The organism is Streptomyces viridosporus T7A, assembly GCF_008704515.1.
Taxonomy (GTDB): domain Bacteria; phylum Actinomycetota; class Actinomycetes; order Streptomycetales; family Streptomycetaceae; genus Streptomyces; species Streptomyces viridosporus.
In genome coordinates this window covers 729,501-745,538 of the sequence record NZ_CP023700.1, presented here as the reverse complement: position 1 = coordinate 745,538, position 16,038 = coordinate 729,501, and the positions used below count along the sequence as shown (strand labels likewise).

Here is a 16,038-nt window from a genome sequence, read left to right as displayed (position 1 = left end):
CGGCTCCCGTCAGTTCTTTCGATCCGGCCAGGTGAGCCCCATACGCCCAGCGACGATGTTGCGCTGCATGTCCGAGGCACCCGAGGACAGGGTCATGCCGAGGGCGTCCCTGAGGTTCCGCTCGACGCGTCCGTCGTGGGTGTATCCCAGCGCGCCGTAGATCTGCAGAGCGCTGGTGAACATCTCGACGGCGGCTTCACTGGTGTACAGCTTGCTCAGCTCCGGATGGACTCCCGCGTCCGGCCCGGTGAGTTCCGCTGCGGCGGAACGGGTGATCAGCCGCGCGAGTTCCCACTTCATCCGCATGTCGACCAGCCGGTTGGACACGGACTGGAAGTGGCCGATGTGCTTGCCGAACTGCCGCCGCCGACGGCAGTACCGGACGCATTCATCCAGCTCGCGCCGCATGACGCCGAGCCAGGGAGCAAGGATGAGGGCCCGCTCGAAGGCCATCGTCCGGGCGAAGATCGCCGCGCCCTGCTTCTCGGCGCCGAGCCGGCGGGACGCCGGGATGCGGCAGCCGTCGAGGACGACGTCCCCCCAGGATGCGGTCCGCAGTCCCAGCTTCTCGCTGCCCGGGGTCACCTCGATCCCGCTGTCGCCCCGCTCGACCAGGAACGCGGTGACTCCGGTGAAGCCGAGACTCCGGTCGAGCGTGGCGTGGACGAGGAAGACATCGGCGACCGGGGCGTTGGTGATGTACCGCTTGTGTCCGTCGAGGACGTACCGGTCGCCGTCGCGCCGAGCGGTCGTGGTCAGCGCCAGCGCGTCCGAGCCGGTGCCCGGTTCGGTCATCGCGTGGGCGCCGATCGCCCGCCCCGACGCCAGAGCGGGCAGGTACGACGTGCGCTGCTCCTCGCTGCCGAACTCCGCTATCGGCAGCTCCACCGCGAGGATGTGCGCTCCCAGGGCCATGAGGAGCCCGTTGTCCGGGCAGCTGAAGCCCAGTTCCTCCATGACGTGCGCGTACCGCGGAGGATCGTAGCCACCGCCCCCGTACGCGGGGGGCAGCAGCAGGCCCTGCACTCCCAGCTCCGCGTAGCGCTTCCAGCCGTCGTGGTCGAACGTTCCCGACCGGTCGCGCTCGGAGATGTCCTCCTGCAGTTCCGAGCCCAGTTTCTCCAGGGCCTCGAACAGTCCGGCATGGCTGTCGTTCCACTTGGACGTCATGATTCTCCATTCGCCCCGACGTGATGTGCCTCCCGTTCGGGGCGCAGCGACAAAACAATGAGTACGGTGGACCGCCAGGGGGAAACCGGGGGCGCGGGCCATGGGAAGCCGGTGGCGTGCTGCCGCGGTCGTGACGGCAGGCCGCACCGCAGCGTAGGCAGCCGAACCCGCAGGGGCAAAGCGATGGCCGGCGGCCGTACGGGCCGTTCAACTGCTGCCCGGGGGCCAGTCGAACACCGGGCACCGGGGGGAAGCCGTCCGGCACCGCCCGCACCGCCCACAGGGGCGTTGCTTCACAGACACCCATGAGACATCGTTGGATGCTCACGAAGCGATCCGCGAGGAACGTTTCACCAGAGGACCCGGCTCATGGCGGTGCCTCTCCGTTCTCTTCGAGCAGTCGAAGACCCACTGTGTTTCCCGTTCCTCCGCAAGAGAAGGAACATCTCGCCGACCGCGCCGGGCACCGGGCCCGCAGGGACGCGGCGGCCGGCCTCCGGATGGAGCGCGGAGGCCGGCTTCGTGTGACCGCGCTATCGCGGTGGCGGTCTGAACTCTCACCAGGGAAAGGGCGGCATGAGCACGATCTACGCCTTCATCAACGGCCACGTGGCCATCACCGTGCAGTACTGGGTGGAGCGGTACGAGGAGGTGGACGCCGGAGCCCGGATCGATGTGCGGCGGGCGGAACCGTACGAGGGAAGCCACCACCGCGAGGGAGCCGAGGGCCACCGCGTCCTTCCCGTCGGCGACGGAGGCATCTGGCGCATCGACCTGTCGCATCGGATCGACTCCGAGGTTCCGCAGCAGCGGTACCACCACCACCCCGACTTCCAGGACGGTGATGTCGGTCCTCGAGCGTTCGACGAGGAGCTGTCCGCGGACCCGCTCGACTGGACGGAGCGGCGCCTGCTGGAACTGCCCGCGCTGCTCACCGAGAAGGGCCACGAGGACCTGGCGAAGTCCATCGACACCGAACAGCTCGCGAGGTCCATGCCGCTGATCCGGATGGCGATCGAGGCATCGCTCAAACCGTGAGGCCCCGGCCCGTCGCCGCGCCCGGGCGCTCGGGAACCGAGGCGGAGCCGGGCACGGCGGGCGGCCGGGGGACAACGTGGACGAAGGGGCACGCGCGTGCGCGACAGAGTACCGGTGGCGGAACTGGCGGATCGTCTCGCCGACGGCGAGGTCAGCACGGAGCACGCAGTGCTGGCGGCACACCGCACGGACGAGGCGTATCTGGTGCCGTCCGGGTGGCCCCTGTGCGCGGTGTACGCGCACAGCACCGCGGACGTCGTCGAGACGATGCGCTGGGCGACCGAGCACCGGATTCCCGTCGTTCCCCGAGGCGCGGGCACGGGCCTGGCCGGCGGGGCACTGGCCGAAGACGGGGCCGTGGTGCTCTCGCTGGAACGCATGACGGCCGTGCGGGAGCTGTCCGTCGACGACCGGCTGGCCGTCGTCGAACCGGGAGTGATCACCGCGGACCTCGCCCGGGCCGCGGACGGGCACGGGCTGATGTACCCCGTCGACCCCGGCAGCGCGGCGCGCTCCACCCTGGGCGGGAACCTGGCCACGAACGCAGGAGGGTTCCGCTGCTTCAAGTACGGCGTGACCCGCGAGTCCGTCCTCGGCCTCGAGGTCGTCCTGGCCGACGGAAGAGTCATCACGACGGGACACCGGACGACCAAGGGGGTGAGCGGCTACGACCTCACGAGCCTCTTCGTGGGCTCGGAGGGCACGCTCGGCGTCATCACCGGCGCGACGCTTCGGCTGCGGTCGAAGGCCGTCGGCCCGCGGGCGACGGTCGCCGCCTACTTCCCGGATGCCGCCGCGGCGGCCCGGGCACCGCTGGCGCTCGCCCGCGACGGCCTGACGCCGAGCTTCCTGGAACTGATCGACGAGGTCACGCTGCGGGCGTTGCACGCATGGCAGCCGCTCGATCTGCCCGGCGACGGGGTCGCGCTGCTGCTCGCGGAGTTCGACGGGGTCGACGCCGACCGCGCGGCAGCCGAGACGGGCCGGCTGTGCGGGAAGCTGAACGCGGTCGCGACGCAGGTCACGACCGACGAGGCGGAGTCCGAACGGCTGCTCGACATCCGCCGGCACGCCCTGGGGGCGCTGGAGCGGATGGGCAGGACCATGGTCGAGGACTTCGTCGTACCGCGTTCCCGGTTGGGCGACATGCTAGTGGAGATCCGGCGTATCGCCGCGCGGCACGACGTCCTCATCGCGACGGTGGCGCATGCGGGCGACGCCAACCTCCATCCCACCCTGCTGTTCGACCGCACCGAACCGGAGATACCCGCGCGCGTCTGGTCCGCCGCGGACGACATGTTCCGGACCGCCCTACGACTGGGCGGCACTCTCACCGGAGAACACGGTATCGGGACGCTGAAGAGACGTTGGCTGCGCGACGAACTCGGCGACGACGGAACGGGCGTCCACCAAACGATCAAGAGCGCCCTGGACCCTCTCGGGATCATGAATCCCGGCAAGGTCCTGTGAGTTCGCACGCCCCAACACGGCGTCAGACAGGGGACGAGGAAGGTCTGATGGGAAAGACAAGCAGTGACGAATGGCCGACGAGGGTGAAGAGCGTCATCGTCGACGTCCTCGACCTCGGCATCGACCCGGGGGAACTCGCCGACGACCTCTCGCTGTATTCGTCGACCCTGAAAATGGACTCGATGACGCTCCTTCACCTGCTGGTGACCTTCGAGAGCGAATTCGGCTTCGAGCTCGATGACGAGGACGTCATGAACGCGAACCTCGACACCGTGCGCAGCTTGGTCGACCTGGTCGTGGACGTGGCAGAGAGAGGCCGGGGCGCAGTGGCGGCCGGACCCGCGGACGACGGTCTGGGGGGCTGAGGCATGCCGGTGACCGGCGACGTGTTCCACCTGGACAAGGACCAGGTGCCCACACACTGGTACAACGTCCTGGCCGACCTGCCGTTCGAGGTCCCCGCGCCCCGGCCGCCACTGGCCCGGGACACGGGCACGGACGAAGCGCGGGCACTGCGTCCCCAGCTCCCTCTGTCCCTGTACCGGCAGAGCACCGGGAAGGGGCGGTTCGTGGAGATCCCCGAGCCGGTCCGCAGCGAGTACCAGCGCTGGCGGCCCACGCCCCTGTACCGGGCCACCAGGCTGGAGAGGGCACTCGACACCCCCGCGCACATCTACTTCAAGTTCGAGGGGACCAGCCCGTCGGGCAGCCACAAGATCAACACAGCGCTGCCCCAGGCGTACTACTACAGCCGATCCGGCGTCAGGGAAATGGTGACGGGAACGGGAGCGGGGCAGTGGGGCACCGCCCTCGCCATGGCCTGCCACCCGTACGGAATGGAATGCACCGTCTTCATGGTGCGGTGCAGCTACGAGCAGAAGCCCTACCGCGGCACACTCATGCGGCTCAACGGAGCCCGGGTCGTCAAGAGCCCGAGCACGCTGACCGAAGTGGGCCGGGCGGCGCTGCGGGAGAACCCCGACGCGCCGGGCAGCCTCGGGATCGCCAACGCCGAGGCCATCGAGTACGCCGCCACCCGGTCCGCCGCGCGCTTCTCCATCGGCAGCGGCGAGAACCACGTGCTGCTCCACCAGACGGTCCTCGGTGAAGAGGCCCTGCTGCAGTTGCAACTGGCCGGAGAGTTCCCGGACGTCGTGATCGCCGCGATGGGGGCGGGAAGCAACTTCGCCGGCATCACCTTCCCGTTCTACCGGGAGGCACGGACGCACAACCCCGATCTGCGCTTCGTCGCGGTCGAGCCCGAGGCCTGCCCCAAGATGACCAGGGGCACGTACGCGCTGGACTACACCGACTTCTCCGGCGTGACCCCGAGGATGAAGATGTACACCCTGGGGCACAAGTTCGCCGCCTACCACATCCACGCCGGCGGACTGCGGTACCACGGCGCCGCCCCCATCGTCAGCGCGATGTACGACAACAAGCTGGTCGAGGCGGCGGCGTACGCCCAGACCCGTGTCTTCGAGGCCGGCCGCACCTTCGCCAAGGCCGAGGGGATCGTCCCGGCGCCGGAGTCCGCGCACGCGGTCGCCCACGCGATGGAGGAGGCCGTCGAAGCCCGTCGGCAACGGCGCAAGCGCGTCATCCTCTTCAGCATGAGCGGTCATGGCCTGTTGGACCTGGGGGCCTACGACCAGTTCCTCTCCGGTGAGATGCTCGACTCCGAGCCCAGCGACGAGGAGATCCAGGCGTCCCTCAGAAGCCTGCCGTAGGCCGGGCGGGATCGCAGTGCCGTCCGGGTGGGTGAACGGGACCTGTATGCGGGGTGAGTACTCGGCCACAGCGGCACGGCAGGGTGCCGGTGAGTCGAATCGACAAGGGAGAGAAGGGTTCAGGGGGCGGCATTGAACGATTCGGAAGCTGATCCGCCGCCGGCGTTGCGGGAAGTGCTCGGACTGCTGACCCGGGCTCGCGAGCTCCTCGACGAGGAGAGTGCTCGGGCCGACCAGATCGGGCGCGTCGCCGTGCACCTGATCGACTGCGTCGTCGATGTCTCGAACCTGCTGGCCGAGGATCCGGACCTCGACACCGCCCGCGCGGCCCTCGGCTCGGCCCGCTCCGCGGTGGTTGCCGCCACCTGCGCGGTGCGCCACACGCACGACCGCGTGAAGACCGCGACGGCGTGAACCTCGGTCCGGCGTTTCGGCAGCGGAGTCGATCCCCGCTCCCGGGCGTGCGCCGGACGGCCTCCCCAGGGCGTCGGTGACGATGCTCCGCTCGCGGCCCGTGGTCCTCCTCGCCGCGTCCGCGTCCTGCCCGGGGGTCGGGACGCCGGTGGAGGCCTTCGCGCTCTGCGCGCCGGAGACGCCCACCGGAGCTGTCGCGACCGGGATCAGCGGTCCGCGTGTCCGGGATCCGGGGTCGAGGCCCACCGTCCTTCACGGCCACACACGCTGCTCACCGCCGTCGGCCGGGAGTTCCAGGCACAGTTGGTAGCCGCCGTCCGCGGTCGGGCCGCAGGTGACTGTGCCACCGAGCAACTCGGCGCGCTGACGCAGGCCGACCAAGCCGTAGTGGGCACTGGGAAGGGGCAGAGCGGGCCGGGTCGGTGCCGTATTGGTGACCGTGACACGGAGGGTGGTGTCCTCGTGGCGGACGCGGACGGTCGCTTTCGCGCCGGGGGCGTGCTTGCGCACGTTGGTCAGCGCCTCCTGGATGGTGCGGTAGATGGCGCGCTGGACGGGTGGTGGAAGGCTGCCGGACAGGTCCGTGTGCAGCTCGGCCTCGATGCCGCTGTTGTCGACCAGCTGAGGGATGTCGGCCAGGGAGGGCTGGGGGATGAGTTCCGTGGGGCGGCCCCCGGAGGCCCGCAGGACGCTGACCATGTGCCGCAGTTCGTCCAGGGTCTGCACGCTCAGCCTGCGGATCGTGGCTGCGGCTTGTCTGACGTCGGCGTCCCGGCTGCCGACCTGGAGCACTCCGGCCTGCACCGCGATGAGACTGACCTGGTGGGAGACCACGTCATGCATCTCTCGAGCGAGTGCCGTGCGCTCCTTGGCCAGCACGGTCTGGGCCGTCAGCTGCCGCTCATGGTCGCGTGCCCGGGAGATCTCGGCGAGTCGCAACGACAGGTCCCGCCGGGCCTGCACGAGCTGGCCGAGGAAGACGGGGGCGGCCGCCGTCGCCGCCGTGTAGCCCAGAGTGACGAAGGTCGACGGTGTCGAGAAGTCGAAGTCCGGGGACGGAAGAGAGGTCATGTCGCTGAGGGTGAACGCCACGGCGCAGACGGCCAGCAGGGTGCGACGGCGGGTGAGTGAGGCGAGCGTGTACAGCGCGGCCAGGGCGGCGAAAACCGCGTCGGAGAGGAGGACCGAGGGAAGGGTGAGCAGGAACGTGAGCAGCGGCAGCCGACGGCGGGGGAGAAGAGCGAAGGAAGCGGCCAGGGCGCAGGCCATGCGCAGCGGCTCGGAGGCGTCGACGTGGGCCCAGACGTCGAGCAGTGAGATTCCGACGAGGGCGGCGTCCAGCAGCGGGGCGGACAGGGGGCGAGTGCTCATGATCTCTTCTGGTGCCGCGGCGGCTTGAGCAGGCCGGCTCGTTCCGCGAGCAGGGCGGCCTGGACGCGGCTGCCCACCTCCAGCTTGGTGAGGATGGCGCTCACATGGTCCTTGACCGTGCCGGTGCTCAGGTGCATCCGTGCGGCGATGTCGGTGTTGGACAGTCCCTCGGCGATGAAGCCGAGTACGGCGCGCTCGCGGTCGGTCAGCGGGTCGAGGCTGCGGGCGGCGTCCTCCTGCGGGCCGTAGTTCAGGTAGCCGTCCACGACCGTCCGGGTGACCTTGGACGACAGAACGGTGCCGCCGTCGGCCAGGGTCCGCACCAGGTAAGGCAGTTGGTCCGGATCGGTGTCCTTGAGCAGGAAGCCGGCGGCGCCCGACCGGAGGGCCGTGGCGACGTACTCGTCCATGTCGAACGTCGTGAGCATGGCCACCACCGGAGGGTGCGGCAGCCGAAGGAGGTCGGCCAGGACGGTGAGGCCGTCCACGTCGGGCATCCGGATGTCCAGCAGCACGATGTCGGGGCGTCTCTCCCCCGCCGTTCGGATCGCCTGGCCGCCGGGAACCGCCGCCACGACCTCGATGTCGTCGGTCGCCTCGAGGATGCGCTGGAAGCCCGTACGGATCAGCGCCTCGTCGTCGACCACCATCACCCGGATCACGCGTGCTCCACTCGCCATCGGGCCCACTGTCCGATTCGTACCATGTCGAGACCGGCCCTGCGGGTGGCCGACACCGAATGCGGCCGGGTGGCGGGAGCGTGCCAGCCAGTCGGCGGGGCCGGGTCCGGACAGGTGCCGGATGGTTGCCGTACGTAGCTTTGCCCGACTGTGGAGGTGGGAGCTCCGTACACCGCCACCAAGCCCACCCGCCCGGTCAACCGGCCGGCGACCGACGTAGAAGCCCCGTGTCGCACCACCGGCTCCACGGGATCTCGGCCGTCTCGCACCGGTCGGCCCGCCGCCGGGCAGGAAGGGGATCAGCCATGACGATCTGCCTGACACTTCTGTGCGCGATCGCCGGGGACGACACCGGCGAGGCGATCCTCGATGACGGCGTCCTGAACGAGCGCGGCCTGTCCGAGGCAGGCGCCACCGGAGCAGTCCTGCCCCGCTACTCGGTGGCCGTCCGGGCACCTTCGACCCGCTGCGCCCGGACTGCTCACGCCCTGGCCCTCAAGACCACGCTCGAGCCTGCGCTGCACGACTTCGACTACGGCAAGTGGCGCGGCCGCACAGCCGCCGAAGTCGCCGCTACCGACCCCTACGGGTTCTCCGTCTGGCTGACGGACCCGGATGCCAAGCCCCACGGAGGGGAGACCGTGCGCCAGCTCTGCCAACGGATCACGCGTTGGCTGAACAGCCTGCCGCCCGACACGGGCCGCGCCCTGGTCATCACGGAGCCGGCCGTCGCCCGGGCCGCGCTCGTCCACGCTCTGTCGGCACCGGTGAGGGCCTTCTGGCACCTCGAAGTGCCGCCTCTGTCGACGGTGTGCGTTGCGTCGTGCGCCGGCCGTGGGGGTGCCCACTGGAGCTGAACTCGTGGAGGCGCAGGGGCTGACGGGGCGCAGCCCCCGCGGTGTCGGATGATCGTCCGTCCAGGACCTGTGCAGACACGGCTCGCGGTCCACCAGGGCCCGGCCGCGGGTGGCGGCGTAGGTGGCGAAGACACCGATCCGGCTGGGGCGCCCCCCCTTCTTCCGGCCGGGCCGGTCCCGCCGGGTGTCGCGTCTGCGGCGCGCGACCGGCCTCGGGGCAGTTCCGTCTCGCTTCACCTTATTGCAACACTGAGTGACAAGATCATCACCGTATGTGATTGAGTCGCTTCGAAGGAGTGATCAATCGAGGAACGGAGCAGCGTATGTCAGACACCATGTCGGACGATCTGAAGAAGTATGTGGACGACAACGCGGTCTTCGCGACCGTCGCCACGATTCAGCCGGACGGCAGTTCCCAGCTGTCGGTCGTGTGGATCAAGCGGGACGGTGACGACCTCCTCTTCTCCACGACCGTCGGCCGGCGCAAGGAGATGAACCTCCGCCGGGACCCGCGCGTGACCGTCATGATCAATCCCCCGGAAGCCCCCTACACCTACGCCGAGATCCGCGGCACCGCCACCCTCAGCTTCGAGGGCGGCCCCGAGCTGATCGAGGAGCTCTCCCGCAAGTACACCGGCAAGGACTACCGCGACTTCAACCCGGCGTCGAAGGACGACAGCCAGCGGGTCGTCGTCCGCATCACGCCCCGCAAGGTCGTCGGCTCCCTCTGAGCCCGCTCGCCTCCCGTGGCACGGCTTCGACCGGCCTCCCCCGCCACCGGAGGCTCACCGGGCCTCGGACGGGGCGCGGCCCCGGTGGCAGAGTCACCGGGGCCGCGTGCCGCCGTCGCGTTCGCCGCCGGCCGGGACATGGGTGACCGCGAGGGCCGCGGCGTCGTCCTCGAGTTCTTCGGTGTGCCGGGACAGGGCGGCGAGCATGGTGTCCAGCACGGCCCCGGGGTCCGCAGGGAGGGGGACGGTCAGCGGGGGGACGGGGTCGAAGAAGACGCCGTTGCGGTCGCGGGCCTCGATGATGCCGTCGGTGAACATCACGAGCGTGGCGCCGGGGGGCCACGCGAACTCGTCCACCGGGACGTCGGGCCCGGCCAGGTCGCCCAGGCCCAGCGGCAGCGACGGCTCCCGCGGCTCCAGGGCGGTCACCTTGCCCTCGTGGACCATCAGCGGTGCCGGGTGGCCCCGGTTCGCCACGCGCAGCACGCAAGGGTCGGGGGGGATCTCGACGAGGACGGCGGTGACGAAGTCCTCGTAGGGGGCATCGGCCTGGCGGTTCTTGACGTCCTGCAGTTGCACCTCCACGCTCCGGACGATGCCGGGCAGGTCCGGCAGCTGAAGGGCCGCCGCGTGGAAGGAGCCCAGCAGGGTGTTGACCAGGGTGACGGCCTGCATGCCCTTGCCGCGGACGTCGCCGATCATCATGCGGAGGCCGTGGGGGGTGTCGTGGACCGCGTAGAGGTCGCCGCCGATCAGGGCCTCTTCCTGGGCGGCCTGGTACCGGGTGGCGACGGCCAGCCCGCGGACGCGGTCGGGCATCGCCGGCAGCACCGCGCGCTGGACCGCCTCCGCCACCTGGCGGGACGTTCTCAGCTGTTCCCGTTCGCGGGCGAACATCCGGTTGAGGAACGCCGCGACGACGGTCAGGACGGCGAGGGTCGCGGTCTGGGTGAGAACCGGACGGGTGAGGACGGCCTGGTTCTCGCGAAGAGACAGGAGCCCTCCGACCAGGCAGGCCGCCGCACCACTGGCGATCGTCCAGGTCAGGGAGAGCATCGGTGCCGCGATCACGGAGACGGCCGCCAGGAGGGGGAAGGTGTTGAACTCCGGCCAGGCGAGGTCGACGACGACCGCGGCGAGGAGCACGACGGCGGGCAGGTACCGGAACCACCGCATTCTCCCGGGGGCGCGCTTGTGCCGGTATCGCTCCATCCCCGTGGTCCTCGAGCCGTCCTGTACCGATCCGGTCTCCAGTCTCCGGTGGATCCCTGACCGGGGCGACCGCTGGGCCGCCTCGGGGGTGCGCGGACGGCCGAGTCGGTGATCACGGCTCGCGCGCGGCACGGGTGCCGGAACGAGCGGCCCGTCGTGGTCGACGAGGGCGTCCGGAAGCGGGCGGCCCACGTTTCGGCGACACCCGGAAGACAGACCCGGTGAGAAGATGCGCGCGGCCAGGACGTTCGGGACCATCGGACTGAAGGGCGGTTCCGTGCCGCCTGCCGCTCGGATCACTACCTCGGACGAGGGGTGTGCCATGCCCGGGAACGACGGGGCACCGCATGACCTGCCACTCCGGCGACCGCTCTTACGACGACTCCTTTCCGGCGGGCCGTCGGTTCCGCTTGCCCCGAAGCCGTCCGAACCAGCCGAGGAGCCGACCGGGCGCCGAGGGGGGCGGGGGCACACGTTCTTCCAGCGTTCCCGCGCGGATCGCCTCGATGGCGATGCCGAGACGGACGCCGGTGAACGCGATGACGTCCGCCGCGGCCATGCGGAGGCTGTGGGCCAGCAGAGGCCCGTCCGAGTCGGCCGGCTCGGCGTCCGGAGCGATCCGCGTGGCGAGTTCCAGCGCGCGGTCCGCGGCACGCTGGCGTGCGGCGTGATCGCTGAGATGCTGGGCCAGCGAGGTGAGGACGTCCGTCAGCTCGCGCACCGGCTGCTGGAACCGGCCGCGGGTGTCGGAGCCGGCCGACGAGACGAGACGCGCGAGCGTGAGGCAACTGGCACCCAGCAGGTCGAGGTGCTCGGAGCTCTCCCTCTCCCGCACAACGACTTTCGCCCGCCACACCAACGCGCGACGGCTGACATTCGTACTGGCCCGCCCGACCCGGCGCAACTCCGCCAAACGGTCCCGCACGTCGCGAAGTTCCCCGACCGCCTTCCCGGCGAGCTCGTCGTCGTCCCGGGCGATGGCCTCGGCCGTGGCGGAGAGGCCGTCGGCGATCGAGGCGAGCGCCTCTTTCTCGGCGCGACGCAGCAGGGCCAGGGGCTCGGGCGGGAAGAGGACCTGTGTGAAGACCAGCGCGATGCCCGCACCGGTCAGCACATCCACCAAGCGGTCGAGACCGTTGGCCTTGTCACCCACCGCCACCACGAGAATGGCGCTCACCGCGGCCTGGACGACGACGATCTGCGGGCTTCGCACGGCGTGTGCGGCCGTGAGGGCGACGAAGATGCCCAGGGCCATCGAACCAGGGCCGGCTCCCACGGTGAGCAGCACCAGCTCGCCGACCACAAGCCCCAGGACCACCCCCTGCAGCAGCCGGACCGCCTGCAGGCCGCGTTCGCCGAGGTTCGCGGTCAGCGCGTTCATCGCCGCGATGGGAGCGAAGTACGGGGCGGGGTGATCGAACCCGTAGCGGGCCACCAGCCACGCAGCCGTGGCACTGGCGGTGGCCTGCAGGTGCAGCCACCCGTCCAGGGCCCCCCGACGGCCGGCGGCCGAGAGGCGGGCTGCCGCCCGGTGCAGCACCGCGCGGGCTCTGCGGGGCCACGGTGCGCTCACCCGTCTCATCCTGCCACCCGGCCCTTCCGCCCACCCGGCGTCGTGCGGCCCGGTCGAGTGGCGTTGCCCGCACACGAAGGAAGGGGACGAGGGTGAAGGTCGAACAGGTCACCGAGCCGCTCGCGTACCACGCCGAGGGGCCGGTCTGGTCCGACGCATGGGGTGGTCTGCGGTGGCTGGACATGCTGGCGGGGGACGTGCTGTCGCTCGCCCCGGACCACACCGTGGCACGACGGCACGTCGACACCGTCGTCGCCGCGATTCGGCCCCGACGGCGAGGGGGCGCCGTGATCGGCGTCGAACGCGGCTTCGCCCTCGAGAACACGAACGGAACGGTGACCTTCTTGGAATCCCTGTGGAGCGACGAGCGCGTACGCATGAACGAGGGGGGCTGCGACCCCGACGGGCGGTTCTACTGCGGTTCGACGGCCTACGACGGTCGGAAGGGGGCAGGGTCGCTCCACCGCCTGGACCCGGACGGCTCGACGACGGTCGTCCTGGACGAGGTGACGGTCTCCAACGGCCTCGAGTGGAGCCCGGACGGGGACCGTGCGTACTACGTCGACACCGCGACGGGCCGCATCGACGTGTTCGACTACGACCGGGCGGGCGGGCTGAGCGGGCGGCGTCCGTTCGCCGCCGTACCGGACGGTCCGGACGGGGTGACGGTCGATGCGGAGGGCGGCGTGTGGGTCGCCCTGTACGGCGGCGGCGCGGTGCACCGGTACGCGCCGGACGGCACCCTCGACGAGGTCGTGGAGCTCCCGGTCACCAAGGTGACGGCGTGCACCTTCGGCGGGCCCGGACTCGGCCGGCTGTTCATCACCACCTCGCGTGAGCACCTCGAGCCCGGCACCGAACCGGAGGCGGGCGCACTGTTCACCTGCACCCCCGGGATCACGGGCGTGGCCGTACGGGAGTTCTTCGGATGAGCGCCGCCGACGTCCCCGCGGCCGGCCCCGACGGCGAGCGGACCCAGACACTGGTCATCCTCGGCGCGCAGGGCGACCTGACGGCACGGCTGCTCCTTCCGGGGCTGGGCAACCTCCTCGCCGCCTCGTCGCTGACCGGCCTCTTCCTCGTCGGCAGCGACCGGAGCGAGGAGAGCGACGAGGAGTGGCGGGCGGCCGTCGCGCAGGCGTTCGCGGCGGGCGGGGCGAGCGGGCCGGCCGTCGACACCGTCGTCCGCGACGCGCGCTACGTGGCCGCGGACGCCACCGACGAGCACGACCTGCGCCGCCTGCTGACGAGCCGCCGAGGCCGCCTCACGCTGTACTTCGCGCTGCCGCCGGCGGTCACGGTCGAGGCCTGCCGGGCGCTGGCCCGGACCGGAGTGCCGGACGGAACGCGTCTGGTGCTGGAGAAGCCCTTCGGCACCGACACGGCCAGCGCCACCGCGCTGAACGAGCTGCTGCACGGCATCGTGCCGGAGGACCAGGTGCACCGCGTCGACCACTTCCTCGGCATGTCGACGGTGCTCAACATCCTGGGTATCCGGTTCGCCAACCGGGTGATCGAACCACTGCTCACCTCGGAACACGTCGAAGCGGTCGACATCGTGTTCGACGAGACACTCGGCCTCGAGGGCCGTGCCGGTTTCTACGACACGACGGGCGCTCTGCGCGACATGCTCCAGAGCCACCTGCTCCAGGTGCTGGCGCTGGTGGCGATGCCCGCACCCAGCACGCTGGAACCGGTCGACGTGCGGGACGCCAAGGCGCACGTCCTGCGCGCGACGCACGTCTGGGACGACCGCCCCGAACGGTTCAGCCGACGCGCCCGCTACACCGCCGGCACGGTCGACGGCCGTTCGCTCCCGTCGTACGTCGACGAACCGGGCATCGACCCGGCCCGGGAGACCGAGACCCTGACCGAGGTCGTGTTCGCCGTCGACACCTGGAAGTGGGCCGGTGTGCCGTTCCGCGTCCGCTCGGGCAAGGCGATCGGCTCGCCCCGGCAGGAGGTCGCCTTCTGGTTCAAGGCCCCCCAGCACGTTCCGGACGGGCTCGTCGGCGACGTCCCCGAGAACCGGCTGCGCATCGGCATCGGCCCCCGTCGCCTTCAACTGGACATCAACATCAACGGACCGGGCGACCCCTCCACGGTCTCCCCGGTGACGCTCGACACGAGCTTCGGCCCCGGTGGCCTGCTCGAGTACGGCGAGGTGCTCCGGGGCGTTCTGGAGGACGAGAAGCCCCTGTCGGTGCGCGACGACATGTCGGTCGAGTCCTGGCGCATCGTCGAGCCGGTGCTGGACGCCTGGCGCGACGGCCGCGTCCCCCTCGACGACTACCCGGCCGGGAGCGCCGGTCCCACGGCCTGGGAGGACTGGGGGACATGACCGAACCGCTGGACACGCGCCCCACGTCGGAGAGCCGGTTCGTCCGGCTCACGCCGCAGGGGCTCAAAACCGTCCGCCGGTGGGCGGTGTCCATCACCATCGGCAGCTTCCTGTTCGGCTTCGACACCGGGATCATCTCCGGCGCGCTGCTGTTCATCCGCGACGACTTCGACCTCAGCTCCTTCGAGCAGAGCTCGGTGGTCAGCGTCCTGCTGCTCGGCGCGGTCGTCGGCGCGCTGGTCAGCGGAAGGATCGCGGACCGCTACGGGCGACGGCCGCTCCTGGCCGGCCTCGGCGTGCTGTTCCTCCTCGGGATCGTCGCCGCTGCCGTGGCAGGCGGCTACTGGTTGCTGATGCTCGGCCGTGTCGTCATGGGCCTCGCCGTCGGTGGCGTGTCGGCCACGGTGCCGACCTACCTCGGCGAGATGGCGCCGGCTCAGATCCGGGGCCGCGTCCTCAGCCTCAACCAACTGCTCATCACCCTCGGCCTGCTCACCTCCTACCTCGTGAACTGGGCCTTCGCCGAGTCCGGGAACTGGCGCGCGATGTTCTGGGTCGGCGGCGTCCCCTCCGCGCTCCTCGTCCTGGTGTGCCTGTGGCTGCCCGAATCCCCGGTGTGGCAGATCAACCACGGCAGAACGGACCGGGCCCGCCGAACGCTCGACAAGGTCACCGAGCCGGGCGGCACGGACCTCGTCGTCTCGCGCTTCGAGGACACCGGGCACGGCACCGACCGCGACGACGGGCAGCGCGGGGACGGGGCCGGGAGCGGGCCGGGAGGCGTGCGGGCGCTGCTGGCCCCGGCGGTCCGCCCCGCTCTCCTGGCCGCCCTGATCCTCGCCGCGCTGCAGCAGTTCTCCGGCATCAACACGATCCTCTACTACGCACCGACGATCATGGGCCAGGCCGGACTGTCCGCCTCGAACGCGATCTACTACTCGGTCTTCATCGGCGTCATCAACGTCATCGTCACCGTGGTCTCCCTCGGCCTCGTCGATCGACTCGGCCGCCGCCCCCTGCTGCTCGGCTCCCTCGCCGGTATGGCCGTCTCCATCGCACTGCTGGGCGTCGCGTTCGTCGCGGACCTGAGCCCGCTGCTCATGCTCGTCTTCATGATGCTGTACATCGTGGCGTTCGGGGTCGGCATGGGCCCGGTCTTCTGGGTCCTGCTCGGCGAGATCTTCCCCCCGGCCCAACGCGCCGAGGGGTCCAGCGCGGGGGCGACCGTGAACTGGCTCTCGAACTTCGTGGTGAGCCTGTTGTTCCTGCCCCTCATCTCGGCCGTCGGGGAGGGGCCGACGTTCTGGATCTTCGCCGTGATCTGCGTGCTCGGTGTGGCCTTCGTCGCCAGGTGGGTGCCCGAGACGCGCGGCCGCCACATCGACGAGGTGGGGGAGGACCTCCATCGGCGGTGGAACGTGCGGACGGAGTGACCTTCGGCGCGGAGCGCG

General features: G+C 70.8%; 15 protein-coding genes. 10 read left to right on the top strand and 5 right to left on the bottom strand.

Annotated features, from left to right (window positions below; all coding sequences use genetic code 11):
• Nucleotides 1–9: 9 nt before the first annotated feature.
• The gene (locus CP969_RS03665; protein ID WP_004992688.1) at nt 10–1,170 is read right to left on the bottom strand and encodes an acyl-CoA dehydrogenase family protein; all 1,161 of its coding nucleotides are present in this window, start codon (nt 1,168–1,170) and stop codon (nt 10–12) included.
• 576 nt (nt 1,171–1,746) lie between these two features.
• Between CP969_RS03665 and CP969_RS03660 the strand changes: the two genes are divergently transcribed.
• From CP969_RS03660 to CP969_RS03640, 5 genes are all read left to right on the top strand, one after another.
• The gene (locus CP969_RS03660) at nt 1,747–2,208 is read left to right on the top strand and encodes a hypothetical protein (RefSeq protein WP_004992691.1); all 462 of its coding nucleotides are present in this window, start codon (nt 1,747–1,749) and stop codon (nt 2,206–2,208) included.
• Nucleotides 2,209–2,304: 96 nt separating this feature from the next.
• A complete protein-coding gene (locus CP969_RS03655; protein ID WP_004992693.1) occupies nt 2,305–3,678 on the top strand; it encodes an FAD-binding oxidoreductase in 1,374 nt (457 codons plus the stop codon).
• A 47-nt stretch (nt 3,679–3,725) separates the two neighbouring features.
• The gene (locus CP969_RS03650) at nt 3,726–4,043 is read left to right on the top strand and encodes an acyl carrier protein (protein WP_016827854.1); all 318 of its coding nucleotides are present in this window, start codon (nt 3,726–3,728) and stop codon (nt 4,041–4,043) included.
• 3 nt (nt 4,044–4,046) lie between these two features.
• Nucleotides 4,047–5,408 carry a TrpB-like pyridoxal phosphate-dependent enzyme gene (locus tag CP969_RS03645; RefSeq protein WP_016827855.1) on the top strand — a complete coding sequence of 454 codons (1,362 nt, stop codon included), beginning with the start codon at nt 4,047–4,049 and terminating at the stop codon, nt 5,406–5,408.
• 132 nt (nt 5,409–5,540) lie between these two features.
• Entirely contained in the window at nt 5,541–5,822 is a 282-nt protein-coding gene (locus CP969_RS03640; RefSeq protein WP_004992700.1) for a hypothetical protein, read from the top strand.
• A 252-nt stretch (nt 5,823–6,074) separates the two neighbouring features.
• Here the strand turns inward: CP969_RS03640 and CP969_RS03635 are convergent, their stop codons facing one another.
• A complete protein-coding gene (locus CP969_RS03635; protein WP_016827857.1) occupies nt 6,075–7,193 on the bottom strand; it encodes a sensor histidine kinase in 1,119 nt (372 codons plus the stop codon).
• Nucleotides 7,190–7,855, bottom strand: a complete 666-nt coding sequence (locus CP969_RS03630; protein WP_016827858.1) for a response regulator — start codon at nt 7,853–7,855, stop codon at nt 7,190–7,192. The genes CP969_RS03635 and CP969_RS03630 overlap by 4 nt, the downstream gene beginning before the upstream one ends.
• A 323-nt stretch (nt 7,856–8,178) precedes the next feature.
• On the opposite strand from CP969_RS03630, the gene CP969_RS03625 reads away from it, so the two are divergent.
• Both CP969_RS03625 and CP969_RS03620 read left to right on the top strand, forming a co-directional pair.
• Nucleotides 8,179–8,730, top strand: a complete 552-nt coding sequence (locus tag CP969_RS03625; protein WP_016827859.1) for a histidine phosphatase family protein — start codon at nt 8,179–8,181, stop codon at nt 8,728–8,730.
• A 323-nt stretch (nt 8,731–9,053) separates the two neighbouring features.
• Entirely contained in the window at nt 9,054–9,461 is a 408-nt protein-coding gene (locus CP969_RS03620) for a PPOX class F420-dependent oxidoreductase (protein WP_016827860.1), read from the top strand.
• A gap of 93 nt (nt 9,462–9,554) precedes the next feature.
• Here the strand turns inward: CP969_RS03620 and CP969_RS03615 are convergent, their stop codons facing one another.
• Nucleotides 9,555–10,673, bottom strand: a complete 1,119-nt coding sequence (locus CP969_RS03615) for a PP2C family protein-serine/threonine phosphatase (RefSeq protein ID WP_051044455.1) — start codon at nt 10,671–10,673, stop codon at nt 9,555–9,557.
• A 373-nt stretch (nt 10,674–11,046) separates the two neighbouring features.
• Nucleotides 11,047–12,246 carry an FUSC family protein gene (locus tag CP969_RS03610; protein ID WP_158689422.1) on the bottom strand — a complete coding sequence of 400 codons (1,200 nt, stop codon included), beginning with the start codon at nt 12,244–12,246 and terminating at the stop codon, nt 11,047–11,049.
• A 92-nt stretch (nt 12,247–12,338) separates the two neighbouring features.
• Between CP969_RS03610 and CP969_RS03605 the strand changes: the two genes are divergently transcribed.
• From CP969_RS03605 to CP969_RS03595, 3 genes are read left to right on the top strand one after another with little or no spacing between them, the layout of a single operon-like run.
• On the top strand, nt 12,339–13,178 hold the full coding sequence (locus CP969_RS03605; RefSeq protein ID WP_004992724.1) for an SMP-30/gluconolactonase/LRE family protein: 840 nt from the start codon (nt 12,339–12,341) through the stop codon (nt 13,176–13,178).
• Complete coding sequence (locus CP969_RS03600; RefSeq protein WP_016827863.1) at nt 13,175–14,587, top strand: glucose-6-phosphate dehydrogenase; 1,413 nt, start codon at nt 13,175–13,177, stop codon at nt 14,585–14,587. Before CP969_RS03605 ends, CP969_RS03600 begins: the two co-directional genes overlap by 4 nt.
• Nucleotides 14,584–16,020, top strand: a complete 1,437-nt coding sequence (locus CP969_RS03595; protein WP_016827864.1) for a sugar porter family MFS transporter — start codon at nt 14,584–14,586, stop codon at nt 16,018–16,020. The genes CP969_RS03600 and CP969_RS03595 overlap by 4 nt, the downstream gene beginning before the upstream one ends.
• Nucleotides 16,021–16,038 lie beyond the last annotated feature (18 nt).